Raw genomic sequence first — 24060 nt, forward strand, 5'->3', positions numbered from 1 at the left:
CCTTACGTGTATGGGAGATTCACATGACTTTTCGCGGCACTTCACTGAGCCTTGCTCTCGGCATTGTCCTCGCCTCCTCCACCTCGTCTTTCGCCGTCACCGAGATCAGCTGGTGGCATGCGATGACCGGCGCCAACAACGAGGTCGTCAACACGCTTTCCAAGGAATTCAACGAAAGCCAAAGCGACTACAAGGTGGTCCCTGTGTTCAAGGGCACATATCCCGAAACGCTGAATGCCGGCATTGCCGCCTTCCGCGCCAAGCAGGCGCCGGACATCATTCAGGTGTTTGATGCGGGCACCGGCGTGATGATGGCTGCCGAGGGCGCTATCAAGCCGGTCGCAGACATTCTTTCGATGGGCGGCGCCAAGTTTGACAAGAGCCTCTATTTGCCTGGAATTGTCGCCTATTATTCCAAGCCTGACGGCACGATGCTGTCCTTCCCGTATAACAGCTCCTCGCCGATCCTTTACTACAACAAGGACATCTTCAAGAAGGCTGGACTCGACGAAAACAAGCCACCCAAGACGTGGCCGGAAGTCTGGGACGCTGCGAAGAAGATCAAGACAAGCGGCGCAGCCAAATGCGGATATACCTCGGCCTGGCTGACCTGGATTCACACCGAAAACTTCGCCGCCTGGAACAACCTGCCTTGGGGTTCGAATGAAAACGGTATCGGCGGCGTCGATGTCGAGCTGAAGATCAATGCGCCAATCTATGTCAAGCATTTCCAGGAACTCGCCGATCTCGCAAAGGATGGTACTTTCCGTTACGGAGGTCGTACTTCCGAAGCCAAACCGCTCTTCCTTTCCGGCGAATGCGGCATCTACAACGATTCATCGGGCGGGCTCGGTGACGTGATCAAATCGGGCATGAACTACGGAACAGGTCCGTTGCCCTATGACCCTGAGGCCAAGGATGCCCCACAGAACACGATCCCCGGCGGCGCCAGCCTCTGGGTTTTTGCGGGCAAGAGCGAAGAGCAGTACAAGGGCGTCGCAGCCTTCTTCAACTTCCTCTCCAAGACCGAAATTCAGGCGCGCCTGCATCAGGTGTCGGGCTATTTGCCGGTAACGTTGGCCGCCTATGAGGAAACCAAGAAGTCCGGCTTCTACGACAAGAATCCCGGTCGCGAAACGCCGATCCAGCAGATGATGGGCAAGGCACCGACTGAGAATTCAAAGGGTGTCCGCCTCGTCAACCTGCCGCAGGTTCGCGACATCCAAAACGAAGAGTTCGAAAATATGCTTTCGGGTAAACAGACTGCCCAGCAGGCTCTGGATAATGCCGTCAAGCGTGGTAACGCTGCGATAAAGCAGGCAATCGGCCAGTAATCTTCATTTCATGACAGCCCCGTCCGTAATTTTACGGACGGGGCTATTTCAAAACGAGGCATTCATGGCATCGTCAACACGCGTCACTTTTCCAAACAAGTTTTTGCCCTATCTGCTGCTGGCACCACAACTCGCCATCACCGCAATATTCTTCTACTGGCCCGCGTCACAGGCGATCTATCAGTCCGTCTTGCGCGAAGACCCTTTCGGGCTGTCAACGCAATTTGTCGGTCTCGATAATTTCCGGCGCGTCCTCGGAGATCCGAACTATCTGAACTCGCTTCAGGTCACGGTTATATTCTCTGTAGCCACAGCGCTCATCGCGATGGCGCTTGCCCTTCTGCTGGCCGTCATGGCCGATAAGGTTATCCGCGGCAAAGGTATCTACCGTACCCTGTTGATCTGGCCCTATGCAGTCGCACCGGCCATCGCCGGCATGCTCTGGCTGTTCCTCTTCAATCCATCGATGGGAACGCTCGCCTATCTCTTCCGCTCGACAGGCTATAATTGGGACCCCCTGCTCAACGGCGATCAGGCAATGGTGCTGATCGTCTCAGCCGCAGCGTGGAAGCAGATCAGCTACAATTTCCTGTTCTTCGTCGCCGGTCTGCAGTCGATCCCCAAATCGCTGATCGAAGCGGCCGCCATTGATGGCGCAGGCGAAACGAAACGCTTCTGGACCATCGTTTTTCCGTTACTGGCTCCTACGACCTTCTTTCTGCTCGTCGTCAACACGGTCTATGCCTTTTTCGACACGTTCGGCATCATCCATGCGGTCACCGGGGGCGGCCCCGGCAAAGCCACTGAGACGCTCGTCTACAAGGTTTACAATGACGGCTTCGTCAACCTCATCTTGGGTGACTCCGCCGCTCAGTCGGTAATCCTGATGATCATTGTTATCGGCTTGACGGCTATTCAGTTCCGCTATGTCGAGCGCAAAGTGCACTACGGCTGAGGATAAATCATGATTCAGAACAATCCCGTCGGCCGTCTGATCGCCCACGTGATATTGATCATCGGTATTTTGATCGTGGCTTTCCCGATCTACTACACCTTCGTCGCCTCGACCCAAACGCTCCAGGAAATATTGCGCCCACCCCTGTCATTGCTGCCAGGTGGACACTTCTGGGAGAACTATTCCGCAGCGCTCTTCGGCGGCGTAGGCCGTATTGGTGGGGTGGGTGTAGATCGGCTCCTGTTCAACACACTGGTCATGGCGCTCGGCATTGCCATCGGAAAGATCTGCATCTCGATCCTTTCTGCCTATGCGATCGTCTTCTTCCGCTTTCCGGGGCGCATGATCTTCTTTTGGCTCATTTTCATAACCCTGATGCTGCCGGTCGAAGTTCGCATCTTGCCAACCTACAAGATCATGGTCGACCTTGGCCTGATCGATACCTATACGGGGTTGATCCTGCCGCTCATGGCGTCTGCAACCGCCACGCTGTTGTTTCGGCAGTTCTTCATGACCATCCCCGGCGAACTTGTCGAAGCAGCCCGCGTCGATGGCGCAGGACCATGGCGATTCTTCAAAGATATTCTGCTGCCGCTATCCAAGACCAACATCGCCGCCCTGTTCGTTATCCTCTTCATTTATGGCTGGACGCAATATCTCTGGCCGCTTCTAATGACGAACCGCAACGACATGTCGACCATCGTCATTGGTCTGCGCAAGATGATTTCCTTCGCCGATGCCGATACCGAATGGCACCTGGTGATGGTGACCTGCATTCTCGCCATACTCCCTCCAATCGTCGTTGTCGTTCTCATGCAACGCTGGTTCGTGCGTGGTTTGGTCGAAACGGAGAAATGATACCGATATGGCAAATGTAGAATTGACCAATGTTCGCAAGGTTTATGGTAGCTCGGTCGAAGCGGTCAAAGGCATCAACATTGCCATCGAGGATGGTGCGCTATGCGTGCTAGTCGGTCCATCAGGCTGCGGTAAGTCCACCTTGCTGCGCATGATCGCGGGTCTGGAGTCTATCACCGACGGCACGGTTAAAATCGACAACAAGGTGGTCAATGAGCTCGGGCCTGCCGAGCGCGACATAGCAATGGTATTCCAGAACTATGCGCTCTATCCGCATATGAAGGTCTACGACAACATGGCCTATGGTTTGCGCAACCGCGGTATGCCAAAGGATCAGATCGATAAGCGTGTAAAAGACGCAGCTCAAATCCTTGAATTGACTCAGCTTTTGGAACGTCGTCCGAAAGAACTTTCAGGCGGTCAGCGTCAGCGCGTCGCCATGGGCCGTGCCATAGTCCGCAGCCCGAAAGTTTTTCTTTTCGATGAGCCGCTTTCCAATCTCGATGCCAAGCTTCGCGGGCAAATGCGCGTCGAAATCAAGAACCTGCAGCGACAGCTGGGCGTGACCAGCGTCTATGTAACCCATGACCAGCTTGAGGCTATGACGCTCGCTGATATCCTTGTCGTCATGAATGCCGGTTCCGTAGAACAGATCGGCGCACCGCTCGATATTTACGAGAAGCCAGCCAGCACCTTTGTCGCAAGCTTCATTGGCGCCCCGCCCATGAACCTTGTGCCGGTCAAGGCCGACCATTCGGGGTTGGTTTTGAAGGATGGTACACGCATCGGTGCAGAGGGGCTATCCATTCCAGCGACGGGAGCCTTGATCGGCTTCCGTCCAGAAGATCTTGAGGTGTCCGCTGGCACCGATACGCATATCGGCGGACTGGCGCTTGATCTCAAGGTTCTGGGTGTAGAGCCGGTCGGCGCCGAAAGCTATGTGTATGGCATCATCGGCGGAGAAAGGGTTGTCGTGCGCGTTCCAGGGCGGTCAACATCGAACACTGATGATCAATTGCGCGTCATTATCCCGAAACAAAAACTGCATCTGTTCGGTGCGGACGGCAAGCGAATCTAATCGATTGCCGCCCGCTGTTTCTTGCACCTCGCATTGCGACGGCCTTCGCTTGCCGGCATTTACCAGCTTGGGACGGCAGCACCCTTGTACTTGTCGAGAATGAACTGCTTCACCGGCTCCGAATGATAGGATTCGATCAGCGTCTTCACCCAGGGCTTGTCCTTGTCAGCAGTACGGACAGCGATGAGATTGACGTACGGAGCCTTCTCACCTTCCTTCAGGATCGTACCGTTCATGGGATCAAGTCCGGCCTCAAGGGCATAGTTCGTATTGATCGCCGCGGCATCGACATCGTCGATCGAACGAGGCAGCTGGGCGGCATCGAGTTCAACGAACTTGAAGTTCTTCTTGTTTTCGGTGATGTCGGCAGGCGTGACCTTCAGGCCGGCACCGTCCTTCAGCTTGATCGCACCCTTATCGGCGAGAATGAGCAGGGCACGGCCGCCATTGGTCGGATCATTCGGAATCGCAATCGTAGCCCCATCCGCTAACTCATCGAAACTCTTCACTTTTTTGGAATAGACGCCCATCGGAAAATTGACGGTATAGGCCACATCGACGATGTCGAATTTCCGGTCGGCAATCTGATTGTCGAGGTAAGGCTTGTGCTGAAAGGAATTGGCATCGAGCTCACCGTCATTCAGTGCCTGATTCGGCACCACATAATCCGAGAACTCGAGGATCTGGATATCTAGGCCCTTGGGCTTGGCGACCTCGGCGACCTTTTCGAGAATTTGCGCATGCTCGCCCGGTGTAACTCCGATCTTGATCGTTTCGGCAAGCGCACCAGTCGCGCCGAGGATCGCCGCCAAGGCTGCTACACCAAGTATTTTCTTCAACATTTCATTCTCCTGCTTCTATAACAAATTCAACGGGGACGGCTGCGCTTGTCGAATTGCCGCGCCAACCGGTCGCCGGCGCTCTGAACAAGCTGAACAAGCACGATCAACACCACAACGACGACGGCCATGACATCTGGCATGAAGCGTTGATAGCCGTAGCGGATGCCAAGGTCGCCGAGACCACCGCCGCCAATCGCGCCAACCATTGCCGCATAACCAATCAGGCTGACGATCGTCAGGGTCAGTGCAGAGGTAATTCCGGGCCGCGCCTCGGCAAGCAACACCTTGAAGACGATCTGCATCGGGCTTGCACCCATTGCGCGCGCTGCTTCCGTCAGACCAGGATCAACTTCACGAATTGCCGTCTCGACCAGACGCGCAACGAAGGGGATTGTCGCAATCGTCAATGGCACTATCGCGGCAGTGGTTCCTATTGATGTGCCGGCAACGAGCCGGGTGAACGGGATGATGGCAACGACCAGAATGATGAACGGCGTCGAACGTGTGGCATTGACGATGGCGCCAAGCACCTTGTTCACCCAAGGCGCCGCGAAAAGCTCGCCTCGCCCGCTCGTCGCCAGAAACACGCCGAGCGGAATACCCAACAATGAACCAATCAGTCCAGCAACTGCTACCATATAGAGTGTCTGGCCCGTCGCCTTGACGATGAGAGCGATGATATCAGCGGACATAGCCGACGACCTCCGATGAAAGGCCGTGATTGGCAAGGAACTGCTGGGCCTCGGCAATTTTCGCTTCATTGGAACGCAAGGAAACTACCAGCATGCCGAAAGGACGCCCCGCGATTTCATCGACTGCACCGGCCATGATATTGACCTCGATGCCAAGATCGCTTCCAAGCCGCGCCAACATCGGTTCCGTGGCATTTTCACCCTTGAATATGACACGAAGAATAGTCCGGGAGCCGGGCTCCGGTAGCTGCGACATCCGACTAGTCAAGAACTCCGGCAAATGCATGCCTGCGAGGCCACCGAGAAGCGCCTTGGTGGTTTCGTGCACATGCCCGGTGAACACGTCGAATGTCGGCCCCTGTTCAACGATGCGGCCGCCATCAATCACTGCCACATGGTCGGCGATGGCCTTAACCACCTCCATCTCATGAGTGATCAGAAGCACGGTCAGACCCAGTTCCTTGTTGATCTTCCGAAGCAGGGCAAGGATCGAGCGCGTGGTTTCTGGATCCAGGGCCGATGTCGCCTCATCGGAGAGCAGCAGCTTTGGTTCGGTTGCCAAAGCGCGCGCGATGCCGATGCGCTGTTTTTGGCCGCCCGAAAGCTCGGAAGGATAACGGTCGCGTTTGTCGGAAAGGCCAACCAGATCAAGCAAGGGCGCCACGCGCTTTTCGATGTCCTGCGTGCCCACGCCGGCAATTTCCAGAGGCAGTGCAACATTGCCGAAGGCAGTACGCGAGGAGAGCAAATTGAAATGCTGGAAGATCATGCCGATCGAGCGGCGCACAGGGCGTAGACTCCTTTCGTCCAATCCGGCGATGTCCACGCCATCAACGAGGATGCGGCCAGAACTCGGCTTCTCGAGCCCGTTGACGAGCCGTATTAGAGTCGACTTGCCCGCCCCCGAACGGCCGATGATCCCGGTTACCGATCCACGCGGCACGACGAGGTCTATATCGTTCAGTGCCACCACTTCGGCGCCGGTATTCCCTGCCGCAAAGCGCTTGGCAACGCCTTCGAATACGACCATGGGATTGGGCGCTTCGGGCACAGTCGCTTCATTACCTGGTAGCACTTGCGGCGTACTCGTTGCCGTATTTCTCAAAACAGTCATGTTCATTTGCGGAGCTCGCACGTCCGCCCTGTTGCCTTTTGAGGGCGGTCTATACAGACCATCTTCGCGTTTCGATAGACCTTGACGACAGGCATCAACATTTTCAGCTCTGTTTGAGACATCTTGGGTGGCCGAAAGGCCTCGGTAGAGCTGACGATACGCAATGTTATCGCCCGCTGACACGCAGCCGGTTTCATATTTGTATCAATTGCGGGAATGTCTTTCCAAAACGGCCGCTTCGGTCAGCACACCCATCCTCCGTACCTGGACAAATTTCCGCTCTGGGCGCTTGAAATTTGGCCGATAAGAGCTAATTCTAAAGAACTACTTACTTGACCGCATGGCAAATCGAGTAAATTGACTCGCGGAATACTTTTGAATGGAAAAAGTCGTTTTCGGAAATATTACTTCCAATTTTATTGCATAGATTATAGGTATACTTATAGGCGTAGCAGGTTTGTGTAGTTTTTATCACTAATACCCTGTAGTCACAAAATTTTATCTTAACCACAGCGTGACACCGGGACATAAAGACATTGGTAACTAATAGAAAAAATGCTAAGTATATTAACCAATGCCGAACGTAAAAAAACTAACATGGGTCAAAGATGAACTCACCTGCCTGAGGTTTGTGCGTGCAATTGTCCAATTTCCATACTTTTGACGCTATCCGATCGATATTCGGTATGCGGGGTGCTATCAACCCGGCAGTGAAGCGTCGGGTCTATGCGGAACAGATGGACGTTGCACTGAGACTGGCGCCTTTTACGGTTCTCGTGGCGATGTGCGTTGTGTTTGTCGTCGCGTTCGTTTTCTGGGATCTCGGCCCTCGCCCCTATCTCGCAGGTGTGTCGATAATGGTCGCACTGATGACTGCGGGCTCACTTTTCGCCTGCTGGCAATGGTACACGGTGCCCAAGGTCAAAGAGCTTGGCTTTGATGCGATCAAATATCTGATTATCATATCAGCCCTCTACGGCATCTGCCTTGCGAGCATTCCGCTGATGCTGTTTCTCGACGCTGATCCCTACCACCGGCTTCTGATCGCATGCACCGCAGCAGGTCTCATGGCAACCGGTATTGGCGTGGCAGTGGTACCCCTGGCTGCGATCGCCTATTCGGGCACGATCATTACCGGTTCGTTCTTCGCGCTTGCGTCGACCGGCGAAGATTTCTTTCTGTTCATCGCGATCCTGCTCGCGTTCTATGCGCTCTTCATTCTGTTCACCATCGTCCACATGAGCAATCTTATCGTTATGCGTACGCTGGACCAGATCAAGGTGGAGCAGCAGAAGGAGGTTATCAGCCTGTTGCTGTATGACTTTGAAGAAAACGCCAGCGACTGGATTTGGGAGACCGACGCCGACCTGAAGCTTCAGCATACCTCGCCGCGTCTGGCGCAGATCGCCGCGAAAACGACCAAAGAGCTGCAAGGCATGCCTTTTGCGCAACTGTTCAAGATCGACCAGTCTCACGCGGAAGAGGCCGTCAAGGTTGGCTCAATCTGGCAGGCCATCGAAAATCGGACGACATTCCGCAATCATATCCTGCCGATAAACATCAAAGGGGAGACCCGTTGGTGGTCGCTCACCGGCAAGGCGATATTCGATAACGCAGGCCAGTTTGTCGGCTACCGAGGCGTTGGCTCCGACGTGACCGCGGCAAAGCAGTCGGACGATCAATTGTCCTATCTCGCCCGCTATGATGTGCTGACCGATCTGCCGAACCGTACGCTGTTTACCGACCAGCTCTCGCAAGCCACCAAGGACCTAGAGAAAGGGCTGCGCAGCTTTGCGGTGTTTTGCATCGATCTCGACGAGTTCAAGACGGTCAATGACAGTTTTGGTCATGGAATCGGCGACCAGTTGCTTAAACAGGTGGCGGACCGCCTGCGCGGCGCAGCTCCCGCAACCTATGTCGTTGCCCGGCTTTCCGGCGATGAATTCGCCATTCTGGCGCGCGGTGCGGACCAGACTGCGGCGACAGAGCTCGCCGAGCAACTCGTCCAGAGCATCGCACAACCCTTCTGGATTGACGGTATCCAGATCAACATTCACATCAGCGTCGGCATAGCCATTGCGCCGACCGACAGTGTCAACGACATCATGCGCTGCGCCGACCTGGCGCTCTACCGGACCAAGAATGAGGGCCGCAACAGTTTCCGTTTCTACGAGGTGGAAATGGATGCGCGTATCGAAGCCAAACGTGCGCTTGCCATGGATCTGCGTGGCGCTCTGGCACGGGACGAATTCATCCTCCATTTCCAGCCCATCATTTCGGCGCAGACACTCAAGACGGTAGGGTTCGAGACGCTGCTGCGCTGGAAGCATCCGGTGCACGGCTTCATCTCTCCGACTATCTTTATCCCGATCGCAGAAGAGACAGGCAATATCATTCCGCTCGGCGAGTGGATCATCCAGGAAGCGTGCCGTATCGCCGTGTCATGGCCGCAGGAAATCCACGTTGCAATCAATATCTCGGCGATCCAGTTCCGGCATTCCGATCTCGCGTCCATCGTTCGCGACGCCTTGACCAAGAACAAGCTCAAGCCAAATCGGCTGGAGCTGGAAATCACTGAATCGGTCTTCCTCGAGGCGAATGTCGCCGCGATTTCATTGTTGCGCCAGTTCCGCGCCATGGGAGTCAGCATCGCGCTCGATGATTTTGGCACCGGCTATTCCAGCTTGAGCTACCTGCGCAAGATGCCATTCGACAAGATCAAGATCGATCAGTCCTTCGTGCGCGACCTTCCGCACAATCGGGGCAGCCTTGCAATCATTCGTGCAGTGATGGGCCTTGGAGCCAGCATGGGCATGAAGATCACTGCCGAAGGAGTCGAGACCCGTGAGCAACTAGCCTGCCTGCAAAAGGAAGGCTGCGATCAGGTACAGGGGTTCCTGTTCAGCCCGGCAGAGCCCGTCGAGAAAACTTTCGAGTTGCTCGCCTTCGACCGTGACCGATACCAGGTTGCCAGCTAGAGCCTTTCATACCCAATAGTTCGCTGAGATTATGCCTGCCGCTTGGCAGCATCCTGAATATTTACTGGCCGGTAGTTCGCCGATAAACGCGACTCCTTCGGCCAGTATGGCAGGAACCCTTTGATCACTTCTCCCGGAATATCGAGTGGATTGTAGTGGTCTCGGTCGACGAACATCAATGACTGCTCGCCATGCCCGAGCAATCCTTGCGCAGCGCTGTGGATCTCATGCTGCAACGTCACGAACTTCCGATTGTGGCGCGCAATCTTGATGCGCACGGTAATCTGCTCGAACTCCTTCGACTCGCGACGGTAATCATGGGTGAATGAACGCGTAAGGATATAGAACCGCGTCGTTGCAAGGTCGAAATCGGGCATGCAGACGTTGAAGAACAATTCGCGTGCTTTGCCGACCCAGCGCACGTAATTGGCGAAATAGACGTTTCCGACGGAATTCGTATCATCATAAGTGGGAACGAGCTGCATGACGAACCACTCACCGTCGAATCCATGCGATGGCGAAACTTCGTCGCCTCCCGCGACGTTGGCAAGTGGTATGGGCGACATCATCCGGATAGGTTGATCGACTATCTCAACGGGAATGGCCTTCGAGGCCGGTCCGAACAGTTCGATGATGACTGGCAAGGCGCCTATCAGACCGATGAACGGAGATATGAACAGGAATCCCGGCACTGGCTCGATGTACCCGATGATGAATATCAGCGACGAACCGCAACCGATCATAAAGCTCAGCACCGGATCAAACTTTGGCTTCGCGCCCAGCGCCTCGCATACCAGGTTCGCCGACGCACTGACGAACAGGGTTGCAAACGGCATCATGAAATACATCAGCGAAAAATTCGCAGGCACCGCCGTGAAGGCAATCCAGGCAGCGCCAAGCAATAGCCAGAGCGGCGATGAAGCGACGCCGTCGGGGATGAGAGCAAGCAAGGGACTGTTGCTACGCAGATTTTTGCCCTTCAGGAACCACGATGTTGCGCAATAAAAGCTGTCCACGGTTGAAGCCAGGGCAATGACAGTCCAGATGACAAACGCAACCGCCAGATATGGCTGGCCATTTTCAGCAGCAAGCACCGTGGCTGCCGAGACGGACCCTTGGGCGCTTGGAAGGCCGTCGATGGACAGTATGCTGCCTATCGGGCCCACTGCCGAAGCGGTGAGTGCATTGAGGAACAAAAAGCCAAAGAACAAAAGGGCGCCGCCGCCGTAGGCCATGCCAACATCGCCGCCTTCGCGTTTGATGGTAACCGCTCGCTGCCAATGCTGAATATCGAGCCACGGTCCAAGCAGGAACCCGATCAGCGTTGGCATGATCAGACCATAGAAGCGGCTATCGAACTTTTCGAGTGGCACACCCGGATAGTCTGATGTCTGTCGCAGCCCAATGAGCAGGACAATGCCCGCAGCCACCCCGACGACCGTATAAACGATATGCAATAGCTTGAGTTGCTGTAATGACAGCGCATGGCCGATAGCACACGCAAACAGCAATAACAGCGCAACGCCGAGCGCTGAGCCTTCGCCCACGATCGGCTGCCAGAGATAGGCGACGAACCCGAAGATCGTCACAACAAGCGCGGCCATCTGAAACAGCAAAAACACGCCAGCGTAGCGGCCTTCAATATCTTTGATGATCTGGTCGGGCGGCCGCTTGGTCCGCCCGAGAATAAATCCAAACAGCCAGAGCCCCGCAACATTTGCTATGGCAAAACCAAAAAACCCCAGCCAACCATAGGTCAGAGTGACGTGGATGGAATAAAAGAAACCCAATCCCCACAGCCAGGATAAGCCTATTGTTGGCGCCCACAAAAGATTCCGCACGACCGTCATGACTATCCAGCTTTTCAAGAAACGCTGATTTTACAGCACCCTACTTTAGTCGATGTTATTCGCGGAAATAAGTCAAATGTTCTGTTCTTGGACTGGCATCGAGAGTTTAGCGTTTCGATAGTGTTGCGAAAACTTGGCGGCAGACGATGAGCAGATCATGAAACTTGTCGGTAACGAATATACAACTCATTCACCATCCTAGCGTGTAAAGGTGTCCAAACCGTTGCATTCCGGCGACGTGCGGCCAATCGTTAAACGACGGCACATCAATCATTGGCGCAAGCTGTCCACCAATGCCAAAACATCTGCCCCGAGCGCCCTGTCCGCTTCCAGTTTGGGTGAAACTGCCCGAACGAGATTATAAGTCTGTCTCGTCCCTCTGCCGCAGCGAAGCTCCGGCTTCAGGTCCATGGCCTGTGCCGCGGCCAGCATCTCGCAGGCAACAAGCGGTCGCCACAAATCGACAATCTCCGCACATTTTGCCACTGCGAGCGGCGTCTGCGTTGCATGGTCCTCCACCCCTTCTGAGACAGCAAGGAAATCGAGCAGGACCGGATTGACCTTGTGGCGGATGACACCAACGAGCGCGGCTACCGTCTTCTGCAAAGGTACAAACCCAGCCGAAGCCCCACCGACAGGACTGAGATACCGCGGCAGGCCATGACGCCCAGAGGCAGTAAGTTGGATGAAGCGTGCAGCACTGGCGAGCGCCACTTGTGCGATGGCGAGCCCAAGTGTTTCGAATGCTAGCGCCAGCGACGGCGTATGGAAATTTCCAGTCGACAGTACGCGCTCTTCTTCAATGATCACCAGCGGATTGTCCGCGGCCGAATTGAGTTCGAGTTCGATCGCGTCTGTCGCAGCCCTCAAGGCATGGGCAAGCGCTCCTTGAATGGGCGCCACGCAACGCAGGCTGAGCGGATCCTGAATGGCTGTCGTCGCTTCCAGCAATGACGAGCCTTCAAGCAATGCAAAAAGCTTTTCCGCCTCTTCCACCTGACCCGCAGCTGGACGCGCAATCTGGATCGCAGGTATCAGAATGTGTGGGTTGCCGCCCAGAGCTTCGAAACTCAGGGCAACTGCCCGACGCTGAAAATCCAGAAGCAGAGCAGCGTCTGTCGCAACCAGCGCCCCCCGTCCGACCGAAACCGCTGAGGCGTTGAGCAGCGACAACCCGTCTTTCGGGCCAAGCGCCGACGGTTCAAGACCCGCCTTTTTCAAAGCCTGAGCAGATGGGTAGACCTTGCCTTGATACTCTGCAGTGCCCTCGCCGATCAGAGTCGATGCCATAGCAGCCAGCAGCACGAGATCACCAGCTCCTATGGAACCAATGGATGGGATAACAGGATGAATCTGTTTATTGAGCAACACCAGCAAATCATTGAAAACTGCCGGAGAAATTCCGGATCCCCCGACGGCCAGCATTGAAAGCCGCGTGGCCATGACCGCGCGGGTAACATCGCGCTCCAGGGATGGGCCAACGCCCATGCCGCGCCCGCGCACCAGTTGCTGCTGGAATGCGCTGATATCCTCGGTCACAGATGTCTTCAAATTAGCGCCAAGCCCAGTATTCAAACCATAGATTTGCTGTCCCGATGCTGCAGCTTTGTCGAGAATCACCCGCGCCTTTTCCAGCCTGTCGTACACATGCGGCTCGACTTCGACCGCTGCATTTTCGCGGGCAATCGCTGCGATATCAGCGATCGTGGTGGTCGCTCCACTGAAGACGACGGGGCTCATGCAAAGCGCAGCCGCTGGCCGATATTGGAGGCTTTGGCCTTTTCCAGCATGGCGTAGCCAAGCGCGATATCACTTAGCGACAAGCCCCGATGCCAGAACAGGATTGTCTCATTTTCATTCTCACGTCCGGACTTGTGTCCGGCAACGATCTGGCCAAGCTCCGCATGCAACGTCTGTTCCGACAGCTTGCCGGCCTCAACATGTACGCGCAGGGACCCAAATTTTCCACCCTTGCATTGACCCCAGTCATCGACGACCAGCTTGTCCATGATGTCAGTCAGTGAAAGCTCCACAGCGCTCATTGTTCCGTACGGAACGACGAACGCGCCGGGCTTGATCCATTCCGTTTTCAACATCGGCTGTGGCTCCGGCAGGCGCGATGCTTCAACGACGATGTCAGCGCCTTCGACACAAGAACGCCAATCATCGGTGACGATGATCCGCTTGCCAAGATCATGGGAGAGCTTCTCGGCAAAGGCGTTGCGGCTCTCGGGACGACGCGAATGTACGCGAATCTCATCGAAATTGTAGAGGTGATCAAGGAGCCTCACGTTCCAATAGGCCGTGCCGCGCGCTCCGATATGGCCAAGGATCTTCGAATTCTTGCGCGCGAGATATTTTGCGCCGAGTGCAGTCACGGCGCCGGTGCGCATATCAGTGATGACCGTTGCATCAAGGATAGCGCGAGGCGCACCGGTACGTGGATCGAACAGATTGAGCACACCGAATTCTGACGGATAGTTCAGCTTGTAATTATCGACAAAGTCCCCGACGATCTTCACGCCTGCCAGATTCAAAGGCGCAACATATCCCCGCAACACGTTGAAATGGCCATTGAAAGTCGCATCCGGTTCAAGATGCACCCGCGGCTCTATGACGGTCTGGCCATTCCCTTGCGCGGCAAGCGAGGTTTCGATTGCACCGAGAATTTCGGCATCCGTCAGCGCCAGCGCATCGATGTCGAGCGCATTCAGATAGTCGATATAAATGGGTTTCATGTTTTTGCTCATGCTGCACGCGCCGGGATTGTGATTCCGAGATTTTCGCGCAATGTGCGCCCTTCATACTCATTGCGAAAGAGGCCACGGCGACGCAATTCAGGAACAACCAGGTCGATGAAATCCTGAAGTGCCCCCGGAAAATAGGCGCCCATCACGTTGAAGCCATCCGCCGCCTTGCCATGAAATCGCTCCTCCAGTTCATCGACGATCTGTGCCGGGGTACCGATCAATTGCCAATGGCCACGCGCTCCGGCGAAATTGCGAGCAACCTGCCGGATCGAGAGGTTCTCCCGTCGCGCAAGTTCGATGATCAATTGCTGACGGCTTTGAATGCCATCGGTCGCCGGCATTTCTGGCAATGGTCCTTCCAGCGGGTACTGTGACAGGTCCTTTATGCTGAGATAGCTGGCAAGCAACGCCACACCAACCTCGTCGGGAATGAGTTCCTGCAAGGCATCATATTTCGCCCGCGCTTCGCTTTCGGTTCGGCCGACGATGGGCGACACACCAGGCAGGATTTTGAGATCATCCGGATCACGCCCGAAGGCCGGCATGCGCGATTTCAAATCGGCATAATAGGTCTGCGCTTCCTGCAAGGTCTGCGCTGCGACGAACACCACATCCGCTGTACGCGCTGCAAGGTTTTTGCCCGCATCCGAAGCACCAGCCTGCACCATCAATGGACGGCCCTGCGGCGAACGCGGGCTGCCCAGAAGTCCGCTGACATTGAAATGCGTACCGTGATGCTCGACGGGATGTAGCTTGGACTGGTCGGTGAAACTTTTTCCGTCGACGACATAAGCGCCGGTATCGACGCTGTCCCAGACCGCCCTTGCTGCTTGTTCGAATTCCTCGGCGCGCTCATAGCGCTGCGCATGGGGCCGCAAGCCGCTTGAAACAAAATTCTCCGCTTCGAGTTCGCTCGCCGACGTGACGAGGTTCCAACCAGCCCGGCCACCGCTCAGCTGATCGATGCAGGCCAGTGTCCGCGCAAGGCCATAAGGCTCGTTGTAGGTCGTGGAGGCCGTAGCGACCAGGCCGATATGAGAAGTGTTGACCGCCAGCGCCGCGAGCAGGCTCAACGGCTCGAACATGGTCGAACGCGCAGCCTGGCTCGCGGTGTTGATGTTGCGCTCGCGGATCGCGGCAGCATCTTCAAAGAAAACCATGTCGAATTTGGCAGATTCTGCGAGGCGCGTCAGAGCGATGAAGTGGTCGACATCCACACCGGCTTCCGCAACCGCGTCCGGATGCCGCCAGGCCGCGATATGATGGCCGCCTGCCATCAGAAAGGCGCCAAGCTTCATATGTTTGCTCATAATGTTTGCTCCGCTGCTTGGCTGGCCGGATGGCGCGGACGTTGCATTCCAAGATGCTCGCGCAGTGTGTTGCCCTCATAGGAGTTGCGGAACAGTCCGCGCTTTGCGAGCTCAGGTATGACGTGATCAACAAAGACGTTGACACCTTCCGGCGCCACCGGAGGAACGACGGTGAAACCGTCGACAATGCCCGACCACGCCTGCAACGCATCCGCAATATCGAGGGGCGTGCCGATGACCTCCAACCCGACAGGCCTTTCTCCGTCAGGTGACAATGCATCCAGCCTGTCACGGAGTTGCTGTGCGTCAGATTTGGTGGCACCGATGAACGGAATGACGTTTGCGAGAACCCTCACATCAGCCCGTTTGCGATCATGACGTTCGAGCCGCTGCGTGAAATCAGAGACAAGCGTCCTCGCCTCGTCCACCGACGCCGGATCAATGAAAACAAGTTCAGCCGAGCGCGCGGCAATTTCGGCGGTATCAGCCGTCAGCACGTGCGAAACAACAGGCTTGCCTTGCGGCGAACGATTGACGTTGAGCGGACCACGCACGGTGAAATACTCACCTTTGTGATCGAGAAGGTGCAATTTCTCCGGCAGGAAAAAACGGCCTGAGGCCTTGTCATAAACAAAGGCGTCATCCTCCCAGCTGTCCCAAAGCCCGCTGACCACGTCGAGATATTCCTGGTCGCGCGCGGTTGCGCCCGGCGAAACCACGACATTCCACCCGGCCCTGCCCTTGCTGATCGTATCAAGCGAGGCAAAGCGGCGCGCGAGGTTGTAAGGTTCGTGCTGGGTGGTTGCAGCGGTTGCGATCAGCCCGATCCGGTGGACGACAGTGGCAAGCCCCGCAACCAGCGTCGTCGGCTCGAAAGGCACGGCCTGCGGCGACAGATCGTTCAGGGGCCGCTGGCCAAGCCGATCGGCAAAGAATGCGAAGTCCAACCCGCCTTCTTCTGCTTTCTTCACCTGCGCTGCCAAAGCGCTGAAATGAATCGCATCTTCCGACTTCTCACGCCAGGCGGCGGGATGATGGCCAAACGGCGTGATCGATATTCCGATGTGCATTGCTGGGTTACCCTTGCTTTCGTACCGGCCGTCAGACCGCAAAAATAGCGTCCCGTGTCAATTGCCCCTTCACTGCGCCGCTCTCGTCAACAACGGCAAGAACATCGCTATTGGCGGCAACCATCAACGCCAGTGCGTCGCGCAGACTACTGGTCGGTGCAACCGTACTGACACCCGTGCTCGGCGTGGTAGTGTTCATCGCATCGTGTACAGTGAACAGGCTGAGCCGCTTGATCGCTCGGTCTATCCCGACGAAATTTTCCACAAAAGCGTCCGCGGGGTGAGACAGCACTGAGTCCGGCGTATCGTACTGGACGATCTTGCCGCTTTTCATGATGGCGATGCGGTCTCCAAGCCGGATGGCCTCGTCGAGATCATGGGTGACGAGCACAACAGTCTTGCGCACGCGACGCAATATCTGGCGAAATTCGTCCTGAAGTCTCGTCCTGGCGATCGGATCGATCGCGCCAAAGGGCTCATCCATCAACAGCACTGGCGGATCGGCTGCAAGCGCGCGTGCCACGCCGATACGCTGGCGCTGCCCGCCGGAGAGCTGGCGCGGGTAGCGCTTCAGCATTTCGCACGGGTCAAGCCCGACCAGATCCAGCAGTTCTTCCGTACGGCTGGTGATTTTCGCCTCGGTCCAGCCGAGCAATTTCGGCACCGCCGCAATGTTCTGAGCAATGGTCATATGCGGAAACAGACCGACCTGCTGGATCACATAGCCAATGTGCCGGCGCAGTTGGACCGGGTCGACCTTCGTAACGTCCTCGCCATTGACTATGATCTTGCCTTCCGTTGGGTCAATCAGGCGGTTGATCATGCGCATTGTCGTGGTCTTGCCGCAGCCTGATGGACCTATGAGCGCCGTTGTCGTCCCTTCCGGCACTACCAGCGAGAGATCATCAACTGAGGCGGGTCCGTCCGCAGCAAAACGTTTGGTCACATGTTCCATGTTGATCATGCGGTAGATCTCTCTGCAAAAAAGACTTTTTCGGCGATGCCGAGAGTAAACTCGGTCGTGAGCGCGAGCAGCGCAATGGGAATGGCGCCAACCAGCAGCCTCGACATATCCATCATACTGATGCCGACGGCGATGAAATCTCCGAGGCCGCCGCCACCTATGAAAGGAGCAAGCGTCGCACCGGCCAGCACCTGAACGGCGGCGGTGCGTGCACCCGCGAACATGGCAGGTGCTGCAAGAGGAATGCGTATCTTACGCAGGACCTGCCCCCTGCTCATGCCCATTCCCGTTGCCGCTTCGACGGCATCGGGATCGACATCGCGCAACCCGATAAAGGCATTGAGCAGGATCGGCGGCAAAGCGAGAATGGTCAGGGCCACGATGGACGGCCACAATCCGATGCCAAGGAGCGGCATCATGATCGCGAGGATTGCGAGACTGGGAATAGTGCGCAGTGCGTTAATTGTGTTGATGACTGCAAAGGCGAGGCCGCCCCGGTTGATGATCAGGATCGCCAGCGGCAGTCCAATGGCCAGTGCGAAGGCCAACGAGACGCCTGACATGATCAGATGCTGGCCAAGCGCCTGGTAGAATTCCGGCTGATGATTGATGATCCAAGTGAAGGCGGTAATCAACATATCATGCCCTCCCCCGAACCAGATATTTCTCGGCCTGACTGAGCACGACATCGAAAAAGATTGCCATCAAGGATGTCAAAATGCCGCCGACGAGTATTTTCTCGGTATAGTTTTGATCGATCCCCATCAAAATGATCGTGCCAAGCCCTCCACCGTCGATGAAGGCAGCTACGGTAGCGATGCCGATCACGGTAACAAGTGCGATGCGTATGCCCGACACAATGAGCGGCAATGCAAGAGGAAGCTCGATGCCGACAAGCCGCTGCCAGGAACTGTAACCCATGCCGTCTGCGGCATCGAGAACATCGGCCGGTACACCGCGCAATCCGGTTACGACATTGCGCAGGAGGATGAGCAGGCAATAGGATGAAAGGCCAACCAGCGCTGGCTTTGTGCCGAGGCCAAGCCAGGGAATTAAGAGTGCGAATAGCGCCAGACTGGGGATGACGAAAATGAGGCCGGTTATCGTCAGGACGACCGCGTACAGCTTTGGCCTTCGCGCGCAGATGATCCCGAGGATCAATGCGATCACCAGTCCGATAAGTACCGAGGAAACCGAGAGCACCAGATGCTGCCAGGTCGCAGTAAGTATTTCCGGAATGTTTTTGGGAGCCCAGTTCAAGGGTGCCGTCCTGCCTGCATGGTCGCTTCAGCAATGAAATAGCGGAGATGTGGCCATCTCCGCCATACACGTTCAAATGATCGGCGAAACCGTCCGGTTCCGCCGAGTATAATCAAATACCTTTTTCTTTCAGGAACTCTGCAGCCACTTCCTTTGGTTCCTTCTTGTCGCGTTCGACGGCGGCATTCAGGTCGCGCATGATCTCGTTGGTCAAAAGCGGACTGACCTTGTTGAGCACTTCAGCAATCTTCGGGTTTTTCGCCAAGGCGTCCTGGCGAACGACAGGCACAAGATAATAGGGGGGGAAAAGATGTTTGTCGTCGTCAAGAACAACGAGGTTGCTATCAGCGATCTGCCAGTCCGTGCTGAAACCATAGGACACGTCGATGTTCTTGCTCGTCAGCGCGCTGTAGCGAATACCAAGCTTGGCAAAGATGCGGAAATCCTTGAACTCGATCCCGTAGACCTGTTTCAACCCCGGCAGACCATCCTTGCGTTCGCCAAAGCCGCCTTCGGCACCAAAGGAGAGCTCCTTGGAGGCTGGACCGAGATCCGTCAGCGTCTTGAGCTTGTATTTTTCGGCGGTCTCGGGAAGCGTAATGATGGCATAGCCATTGTTGATCTGCGTTGGCTCGAGCAGTGTTAGTTGCAGGTTCTTCTCGTAGTAATCCTTGACGTCCTTGTAGATCTTGTCGGCCGAGCCAGACAGGTCACCCTTGACCACCGCAGCGAGCGCGGTTCCGGTGTATTCCGGATAAAGATCGATTTCGCCACTCGTCAGTGCCGAATGTGCGATGAGCGTAGCGCCAAGGTTCAGCCGGCGCTCGACCGTGATGCCGGCCTTCTCCAGCGCCTGCGCATAGATTTCAGCAACAACGAACTGTTCAGTGAAATTCTTGCTGCCAATTTTCACTGTCTGCGCAAAGCCGGACGTTGCCGCCGTCAATGCAACCAAAACGCCAAGCCCAATCGAGGCGACACTTTTCAAGATCATGGTTTTCCCTGCAGCTACTGTAGGATTTCATCCGTATCCTACTGGTTTCGTTGTCGAATTCGTATGCTAGCAATCTCGCGTACTAAGTTCGCAGAACAATATGCCAATGTTCCAGGAGAAGTAGAAATTATTTACTATGCGTTTGCAACCGCCGATACGCGTACATCCTGACAGCGGTTGATCTCTGGCGTCGTTGCGTTCTCCTCGCTACATTGCCGGTCACATCGCGAAGAGGCAGGAGGCATTGATGTCAGACGATCATCAACAGGGCAACGCGCACCCGGATGACCGTCCAGTCGACTGGCGGGAACATGGGGTCAAAGTTATTCCGGGCGATTCGCTTGATCCGAACACAGCGCAGACGCCGGGTATGAATCGGGCCGCTGCCATCAACCGCGCCCGGGCCGGAGCCGAAAAAATCTGGGCGGGGACCGTTGTTATTCATGCCAACGCCAAGACCGGCGCGCATCACCACGGCGATCTGGAAAGCATCATCTACGTGGTCAAAGGCCGCGCGCGCATGCGCTGGGGCGAAAGGCTGGAATATGTCGCGGAAGCCGGTCCCGGCGATTTCATCTTCGTGCCGCCATACGTTCCACATCAGGAGATCAATGCCAGCCCGGACGAAGCACTTGAATGTGTTCTTGTCCGCTCCGGTCAGGAGCCCGTCGTCGTCAATCTCGATATCGAGCCGGTGGAAAAGCCGGAGGGTGTTTTATGGAAGGATCCGATTCACCGCTAACTGCGCGACAACTTCTCATAACGCTTGATCAATCTGTCACGCTTGAGTTTCGACAAACGGTAGACCCAGAATATGCCATCGAGCTGATCTATTTCGTGCTGCAGACAGATGGACAGGAGACCGATCGCTTCTTCTGTCTGAGACATGCCCGAAAGGTCCTCATAGCGGAGCCGAATGGAAGTGGGCCGCTCGACCTCGTCCGAAACGCCTGGCATAGAAACACTGCCCTCTTCGTGCCTGACGGTGTCAGCCGAAAACCATTCGATTTCCGGATTAACGTAGAAGCGAGCTGGTTGCCCCCGATCAAGTTCAAGAACGACAATGCGCTTCAAAAGGCCGATATGTGGAGCAGTTATGCCTATTCCCGGCGCCGCCCGCATTGTCTCCAGGAGGTCATCGGCCAGCAAACGGAGATCATCCCCAAACTCTGTAACGCGTTCAGCCGATGAACGCAGTGCGGGATGCGGATATTTCAGGATTGGGCGTATCGTCAAAACTTGGACCTTTCAAACTGGCACGTGGCACATCAGCAACGCTGCTAAAGCCTCGTGCCTCAAACCGCATTCGGAGCGCAAGCTTCCTTTACAAGCAACGCTGCGACCGATAATCGACAGCAAATGAGCAAGACCGTAGTCAAACCGCAGGTTCTGCCGAAAGGCGCGTTGATCATGACGCTCCTGACGCTGGCGACAACGATTGTTTCGTTCATCATCATGATGGGCATTACCGACATCTCGCCTACCAAACGGACGACGCAAATCATTATTGCAGCCAATGCGGTTTCGATTCTGGTGCTGGTCTATTTGTCCTACGCCACACTCCGGAAGCTGTTTTTGTTCAAGAGCAAGGAAAAGCACCGGGATCTGCATACCAACATAACGATCATCTTCGCGCTGATCGCGTCGATCCCTTCAATCATTGTCGCCTGTTTTTCACTCATTGTTCTCGACAATCGTTTGAATTCCTGGATCAATCCCGAGAACAATCAAATCATTGATATGTCGATCAAGGCCGCGCAGTCCTACACCGAGGACAATGCGCAAAGTCTTTTAACCACAACGCTTTCCATGGCGATCGATCTCGACCAGCGGCGTATGCTCTACAGTCTCGATCGAGGTGCCTTCGAAAATTGGCTGACCTATGACGCAGGCCGCAACAACCTGCTTGGCGCATCCCTGGTCAGATCCAACGGTGAGGTCGTCGTCAGTGCCCAGCTCTTCAACGATCATACCCTCCCCGAAGCGCCGCTGGAGGCGTTGAAAAGCGCAGCAGGCGACAGGCCGGTGCTGATACCGCCGGCGGCCACCAATCTTGTCGGCGCAATCGTCAAGACGCAGGCGCTGCCGGATTTGTATCTCTATACGATCCGCGCCGTGGATTCTTCGGCGTTGGATAACATGCGCATCATGACAGACAACAATGCCGAATATCAGTCGCTGGCGAGCAACAGGAAGAATACGCAGATTGCTTACGCGCTGCTCTATATTGAGCTCACACTGTTGCTGCTTTTGACCGCCGTCTGGACTGGTATTGCCGTGGCCAATCGTGTGGTCAGGCCCATTCGCCTGTTGATCGGCGCCGCCGGCGACGTTGCCACCGGCAATTTTGACGTCTCAGTGCCCGTCCGCGCTTCGGATGGCGATATTGGTTCACTGTCCCACACGTTCAATAATATGGTCGAGCAGTTGAAAACCCAGCATAACGATCTGATCTCGGCAAAGGATGAGATCGACGAGCGCAGGCGCTTTACCGAAGCCGTTCTGTCCGGCGTGACCGCCGGCGTCATCAGCGTCAACTCACAAGGCGATATTGCCGGTCTAAACCGGCCAGCCGAACACATGCTGTCGATCGATGCTGCATATGCCATCGGCAAGAACCTCGTTCACATCCTTCCGGAAATCGGTGCTGTATTCGAAGCGGCGCGGGAAAACGACAGACCTTCCAGCCGCCAGCAGATAGGGATTACCCGCAATGGTATCGTACGCTCTTTCAACGTGCAAATTACCCGGGAAGATGCCGGCACACACAATACCTCCTACGTGGTGACGGTCGACGATATTACAGATCTGGTCGCTGCCCACCGCTCATCCGCTTGGGCGGACGTTGCACGCCGCATTGCGCATGAAATCAAAAATCCACTGACGCCAATCCAGCTCTCCGCCGAGCGTATTCGCCGCCGCTACGGCAAGGTCATTATCGAGGATCGCGAGGTCTTCGACCAATGCACTGAAACGATCATCCGCCAGGTCGGCGATATAGGTCGTATGGTCGATGAGTTTTCTGAATTCGCTCGTATGCCCAAGCCGCAACTCGCCGCAACAGATATCCGCGCTGTGCTGCGTGACGCGTCCTTTCTCGTGGAAATCAGCAACAACCAGATTAAGTTCGAGCATGACTTTGCCGACGAGCCGCTCGTTGGAAATTTCGACAACCGGCTCCTTGGCCAGGCTTTTGGCAACATTATCAAGAATGCTTCGGAATCCATTGAGACGGCGCTCCAGACAGGAGCGATCGAGAAAGGTTTCATTCTCGTTCGCGCTGCCAGCACCAGTTCGTCCATCATTGTGGAAGTGCTCGACAACGGCAAAGGGTTGCCCGCTGACAACCGTCATCGACTGCTCGAGCCCTATGTGACAACGCGCGAAAAGGGCACCGGACTCGGCCTCGCCATCGTCAAGAAAATCATCGAAGATCATAGTGGGCATCTGGAAATGCTGGATGCGCCCGAGAGCTTCCATACTGGTCGCGGGGCGATGGTGCGAATGACCTTTCCAAGGCTCGTCGAGGCCAGTGCGGGGTAATTCGTTACCCAGTATCACTTTCCTTTCACTCGATATCAAAATGTGATGAAACCAAGGCATGGCGCAAATTGCGCTCTACATTGAAAGCGCTATAATCCTTTCCAGTGAAGCCGGGATGATGGGACTAAGCCTTCCATGATTTGGGTAAAGCACATGATCACGACAATTTGAATCGATCGCTGGCAACTCAAATCAGCGACGGGTGTTCATGATTTTTTGAGAACGCGCCGGTCCTATCCGGCTACGCTCAGGAGGAGTCAGGCGATGCGACACACGAAAGAAAACGGCGATATCTCCAACTGGATGACATGCTCGATGATTTTGTTCGGCGCGCTGGCAGTTGCCGCCGTCGTCTTTGCAGTTTGACTATCGGGATTTGACCCGATCAACATGAAACTCTGAGGATTTGTGTGCGTCTGACAGAACGCGCAGGGCTTTGGTATGGGCTGGTTTCCACGCGAAACTGGC

Annotated in this window: 20 protein-coding genes; 7 read left to right on the plus strand and 13 right to left on the minus strand. The window is 55.6% G+C overall.

The genetic code is table 11. The features are described 5' to 3' along the window. Window positions 1–23 precede the first annotated feature (23 nt). From ugpB to C7476_RS23685, 4 genes are all read left to right on the plus strand, one after another. Window positions 24–1334: a sn-glycerol-3-phosphate ABC transporter substrate-binding protein UgpB gene (ugpB, locus tag C7476_RS23670; RefSeq protein WP_114432339.1), complete on the plus strand. Its 1311-nt coding sequence runs from the start codon at window positions 24–26 to the stop codon at window positions 1332–1334. A 64-nt stretch (window positions 1335–1398) separates the two neighbouring features. Then, window positions 1399–2289 carry a sn-glycerol-3-phosphate ABC transporter permease UgpA gene (gene ugpA / locus C7476_RS23675; protein ID WP_114432340.1) on the plus strand — a complete coding sequence of 297 codons (891 nt, stop codon included), beginning with the start codon at window positions 1399–1401 and terminating at the stop codon, window positions 2287–2289. Window positions 2290–2298: 9 nt separating this feature from the next. After that, window positions 2299–3147, plus strand: coding sequence for a sn-glycerol-3-phosphate ABC transporter permease UgpE (gene ugpE, locus C7476_RS23680; RefSeq protein WP_114432342.1), 849 nt, complete (start codon window positions 2299–2301; stop codon window positions 3145–3147). Window positions 3148–3154: 7 nt separating this feature from the next. Then, on the plus strand, window positions 3155–4225 hold the full coding sequence (locus C7476_RS23685; protein WP_114432343.1) for a sn-glycerol-3-phosphate import ATP-binding protein UgpC: 1071 nt from the start codon (window positions 3155–3157) through the stop codon (window positions 4223–4225). A gap of 59 nt (window positions 4226–4284) precedes the next feature. On the opposite strand, the gene C7476_RS23690 is transcribed toward C7476_RS23685, so the two are convergent. Genes C7476_RS23690 through C7476_RS23700 form a run of 3 tightly spaced genes read right to left on the minus strand, consistent with a single transcriptional unit; the run spans window position 4285 to window position 6789 of the window. After that, the gene (locus C7476_RS23690) at window positions 4285–5064 is read right to left on the minus strand and encodes a MetQ/NlpA family ABC transporter substrate-binding protein (protein WP_114432408.1); all 780 of its coding nucleotides are present in this window, start codon (window positions 5062–5064) and stop codon (window positions 4285–4287) included. A gap of 29 nt (window positions 5065–5093) precedes the next feature. Further along, a complete protein-coding gene (locus tag C7476_RS23695) occupies window positions 5094–5759 on the minus strand; it encodes a methionine ABC transporter permease (RefSeq protein WP_114432344.1) in 666 nt (221 codons plus the stop codon). Beyond that, entirely contained in the window at window positions 5749–6789 is a 1041-nt protein-coding gene (locus C7476_RS23700) for a methionine ABC transporter ATP-binding protein (protein WP_114432410.1), read from the minus strand. Before C7476_RS23700 ends, C7476_RS23695 begins: the two co-directional genes overlap by 11 nt. Before the next feature lie 770 nt (window positions 6790–7559). Here C7476_RS23700 and C7476_RS23710 point away from each other — a divergent pair. Further along, window positions 7560–9851 carry a putative bifunctional diguanylate cyclase/phosphodiesterase gene (locus tag C7476_RS23710; RefSeq protein ID WP_245426512.1) on the plus strand — a complete coding sequence of 764 codons (2292 nt, stop codon included), beginning with the start codon at window positions 7560–7562 and terminating at the stop codon, window positions 9849–9851. Window positions 9852–9880: 29 nt separating this feature from the next. Here C7476_RS23710 and C7476_RS23715 read toward each other — a convergent pair whose 3' ends face one another. The 9 genes from C7476_RS23715 to C7476_RS23755 all read right to left on the minus strand — a co-directional run bounded on the left by C7476_RS23715 (window position 9881) and on the right by C7476_RS23755 (window position 20049). Then, window positions 9881–11701 (minus strand): acyl-CoA thioesterase, encoded by a 1821-nt coding sequence (locus C7476_RS23715; RefSeq protein ID WP_114432348.1) that lies wholly within the window; start codon window positions 11699–11701, stop codon window positions 9881–9883. Window positions 11702–11971: 270 nt separating this feature from the next. Beyond that, window positions 11972–13441 carry an HAL/PAL/TAL family ammonia-lyase gene (locus tag C7476_RS23720; RefSeq protein WP_114432349.1) on the minus strand — a complete coding sequence of 490 codons (1470 nt, stop codon included), beginning with the start codon at window positions 13439–13441 and terminating at the stop codon, window positions 11972–11974. After that, a complete protein-coding gene (locus C7476_RS23725) occupies window positions 13438–14439 on the minus strand; it encodes an ornithine cyclodeaminase family protein (protein WP_114432411.1) in 1002 nt (333 codons plus the stop codon). The genes C7476_RS23720 and C7476_RS23725 overlap by 4 nt, the downstream gene beginning before the upstream one ends. 8 nt (window positions 14440–14447) lie before the next feature. Then, window positions 14448–15761, minus strand: coding sequence for an LLM class flavin-dependent oxidoreductase (locus C7476_RS23730; RefSeq protein ID WP_114432351.1), 1314 nt, complete (start codon window positions 15759–15761; stop codon window positions 14448–14450). Further along, window positions 15758–16831 (minus strand): LLM class flavin-dependent oxidoreductase, encoded by a 1074-nt coding sequence (locus C7476_RS23735; protein ID WP_114432352.1) that lies wholly within the window; start codon window positions 16829–16831, stop codon window positions 15758–15760. The genes C7476_RS23730 and C7476_RS23735 overlap by 4 nt, the downstream gene beginning before the upstream one ends. 31 nt (window positions 16832–16862) lie before the next feature. Next, window positions 16863–17795: an ABC transporter ATP-binding protein gene (locus tag C7476_RS23740; protein ID WP_114432353.1), complete on the minus strand. Its 933-nt coding sequence runs from the start codon at window positions 17793–17795 to the stop codon at window positions 16863–16865. Further along, window positions 17792–18433: an ABC transporter permease gene (locus C7476_RS23745; RefSeq protein ID WP_114432354.1), complete on the minus strand. Its 642-nt coding sequence runs from the start codon at window positions 18431–18433 to the stop codon at window positions 17792–17794. Before C7476_RS23745 ends, C7476_RS23740 begins: the two co-directional genes overlap by 4 nt. Before the next feature lies 1 nt (window position 18434). After that, window positions 18435–19055, minus strand: a complete 621-nt coding sequence (locus tag C7476_RS23750; protein WP_114432356.1) for an ABC transporter permease — start codon at window positions 19053–19055, stop codon at window positions 18435–18437. A gap of 112 nt (window positions 19056–19167) precedes the next feature. After that, window positions 19168–20049, minus strand: a complete 882-nt coding sequence (locus C7476_RS23755; RefSeq protein ID WP_114432358.1) for a glycine betaine ABC transporter substrate-binding protein — start codon at window positions 20047–20049, stop codon at window positions 19168–19170. A 247-nt stretch (window positions 20050–20296) separates the two neighbouring features. Here C7476_RS23755 and C7476_RS23760 point away from each other — a divergent pair, with 247 nt between their 5' ends. Next, window positions 20297–20791 (plus strand): cupin domain-containing protein, encoded by a 495-nt coding sequence (locus C7476_RS23760; protein WP_114432360.1) that lies wholly within the window; start codon window positions 20297–20299, stop codon window positions 20789–20791. On the opposite strand, the gene C7476_RS23765 is transcribed toward C7476_RS23760, so the two are convergent. Then, a complete protein-coding gene (locus tag C7476_RS23765) occupies window positions 20788–21285 on the minus strand; it encodes a peptide deformylase (protein ID WP_114432362.1) in 498 nt (165 codons plus the stop codon). The genes C7476_RS23760 and C7476_RS23765 overlap by 4 nt on opposite strands. Window positions 21286–21408: 123 nt before the next feature. On the opposite strand from C7476_RS23765, the gene C7476_RS23770 reads away from it, so the two are divergent. After that, the gene (locus tag C7476_RS23770) at window positions 21409–23592 is read left to right on the plus strand and encodes a sensor histidine kinase (RefSeq protein WP_114432364.1); all 2184 of its coding nucleotides are present in this window, start codon (window positions 21409–21411) and stop codon (window positions 23590–23592) included. Window positions 23593–24060: the final 468 nt, after the last annotated feature.

It is taken from the genome of Phyllobacterium bourgognense, from assembly GCF_003337575.1.
GTDB lineage: Bacteria > Pseudomonadota > Alphaproteobacteria > Rhizobiales > Rhizobiaceae > Phyllobacterium > Phyllobacterium bourgognense.

Bases quoted from the DNA above. Each gene is read 5' to 3' on its own strand.
- ugpB (WP_114432339.1), top strand. From the start codon at position 24: ATGACTTTTCGCGGCACTTCACTGAGCCTTGCTCTCGGCATTGTCCTC.
- ugpA (WP_114432340.1), top strand. From the start codon at position 1,399: ATGGCATCGTCAACACGCGTCACTTTTCCAAACAAGTTTTTGCCCTAT.
- ugpE (WP_114432342.1), top strand. From the start codon at position 2,299: ATGATTCAGAACAATCCCGTCGGCCGTCTGATCGCCCACGTGATATTG.
- C7476_RS23685 (WP_114432343.1), top strand. From the start codon at position 3,155: ATGGCAAATGTAGAATTGACCAATGTTCGCAAGGTTTATGGTAGCTCG.
- C7476_RS23695 (WP_114432344.1), bottom strand. From the start codon at position 5,759: ATGTCCGCTGATATCATCGCTCTCATCGTCAAGGCGACGGGCCAGACA.
- C7476_RS23700 (WP_114432410.1), bottom strand. From the start codon at position 6,789: ATGGTCGTATTCGAAGGCGTTGCCAAGCGCTTTGCGGCAGGGAATACC.
- C7476_RS23710 (WP_245426512.1), top strand. From the start codon at position 7,560: ATGCGGGGTGCTATCAACCCGGCAGTGAAGCGTCGGGTCTATGCGGAA.
- C7476_RS23715 (WP_114432348.1), bottom strand. From the start codon at position 11,701: ATGACGGTCGTGCGGAATCTTTTGTGGGCGCCAACAATAGGCTTATCC.
- C7476_RS23720 (WP_114432349.1), bottom strand. From the start codon at position 13,441: ATGAGCCCCGTCGTCTTCAGTGGAGCGACCACCACGATCGCTGATATC.
- C7476_RS23725 (WP_114432411.1), bottom strand. From the start codon at position 14,439: ATGAAACCCATTTATATCGACTATCTGAATGCGCTCGACATCGATGCG.
- C7476_RS23730 (WP_114432351.1), bottom strand. From the start codon at position 15,761: ATGAGCAAACATATGAAGCTTGGCGCCTTTCTGATGGCAGGCGGCCAT.
- C7476_RS23735 (WP_114432352.1), bottom strand. From the start codon at position 16,831: ATGCACATCGGAATATCGATCACGCCGTTTGGCCATCATCCCGCCGCC.
- C7476_RS23740 (WP_114432353.1), bottom strand. From the start codon at position 17,795: ATGATCAACATGGAACATGTGACCAAACGTTTTGCTGCGGACGGACCC.
- C7476_RS23745 (WP_114432354.1), bottom strand. From the start codon at position 18,433: ATGTTGATTACCGCCTTCACTTGGATCATCAATCATCAGCCGGAATTC.
- C7476_RS23755 (WP_114432358.1), bottom strand. From the start codon at position 20,049: ATGATCTTGAAAAGTGTCGCCTCGATTGGGCTTGGCGTTTTGGTTGCA.
- C7476_RS23760 (WP_114432360.1), top strand. From the start codon at position 20,297: ATGTCAGACGATCATCAACAGGGCAACGCGCACCCGGATGACCGTCCA.
- C7476_RS23770 (WP_114432364.1), top strand. From the start codon at position 21,409: ATGAGCAAGACCGTAGTCAAACCGCAGGTTCTGCCGAAAGGCGCGTTG.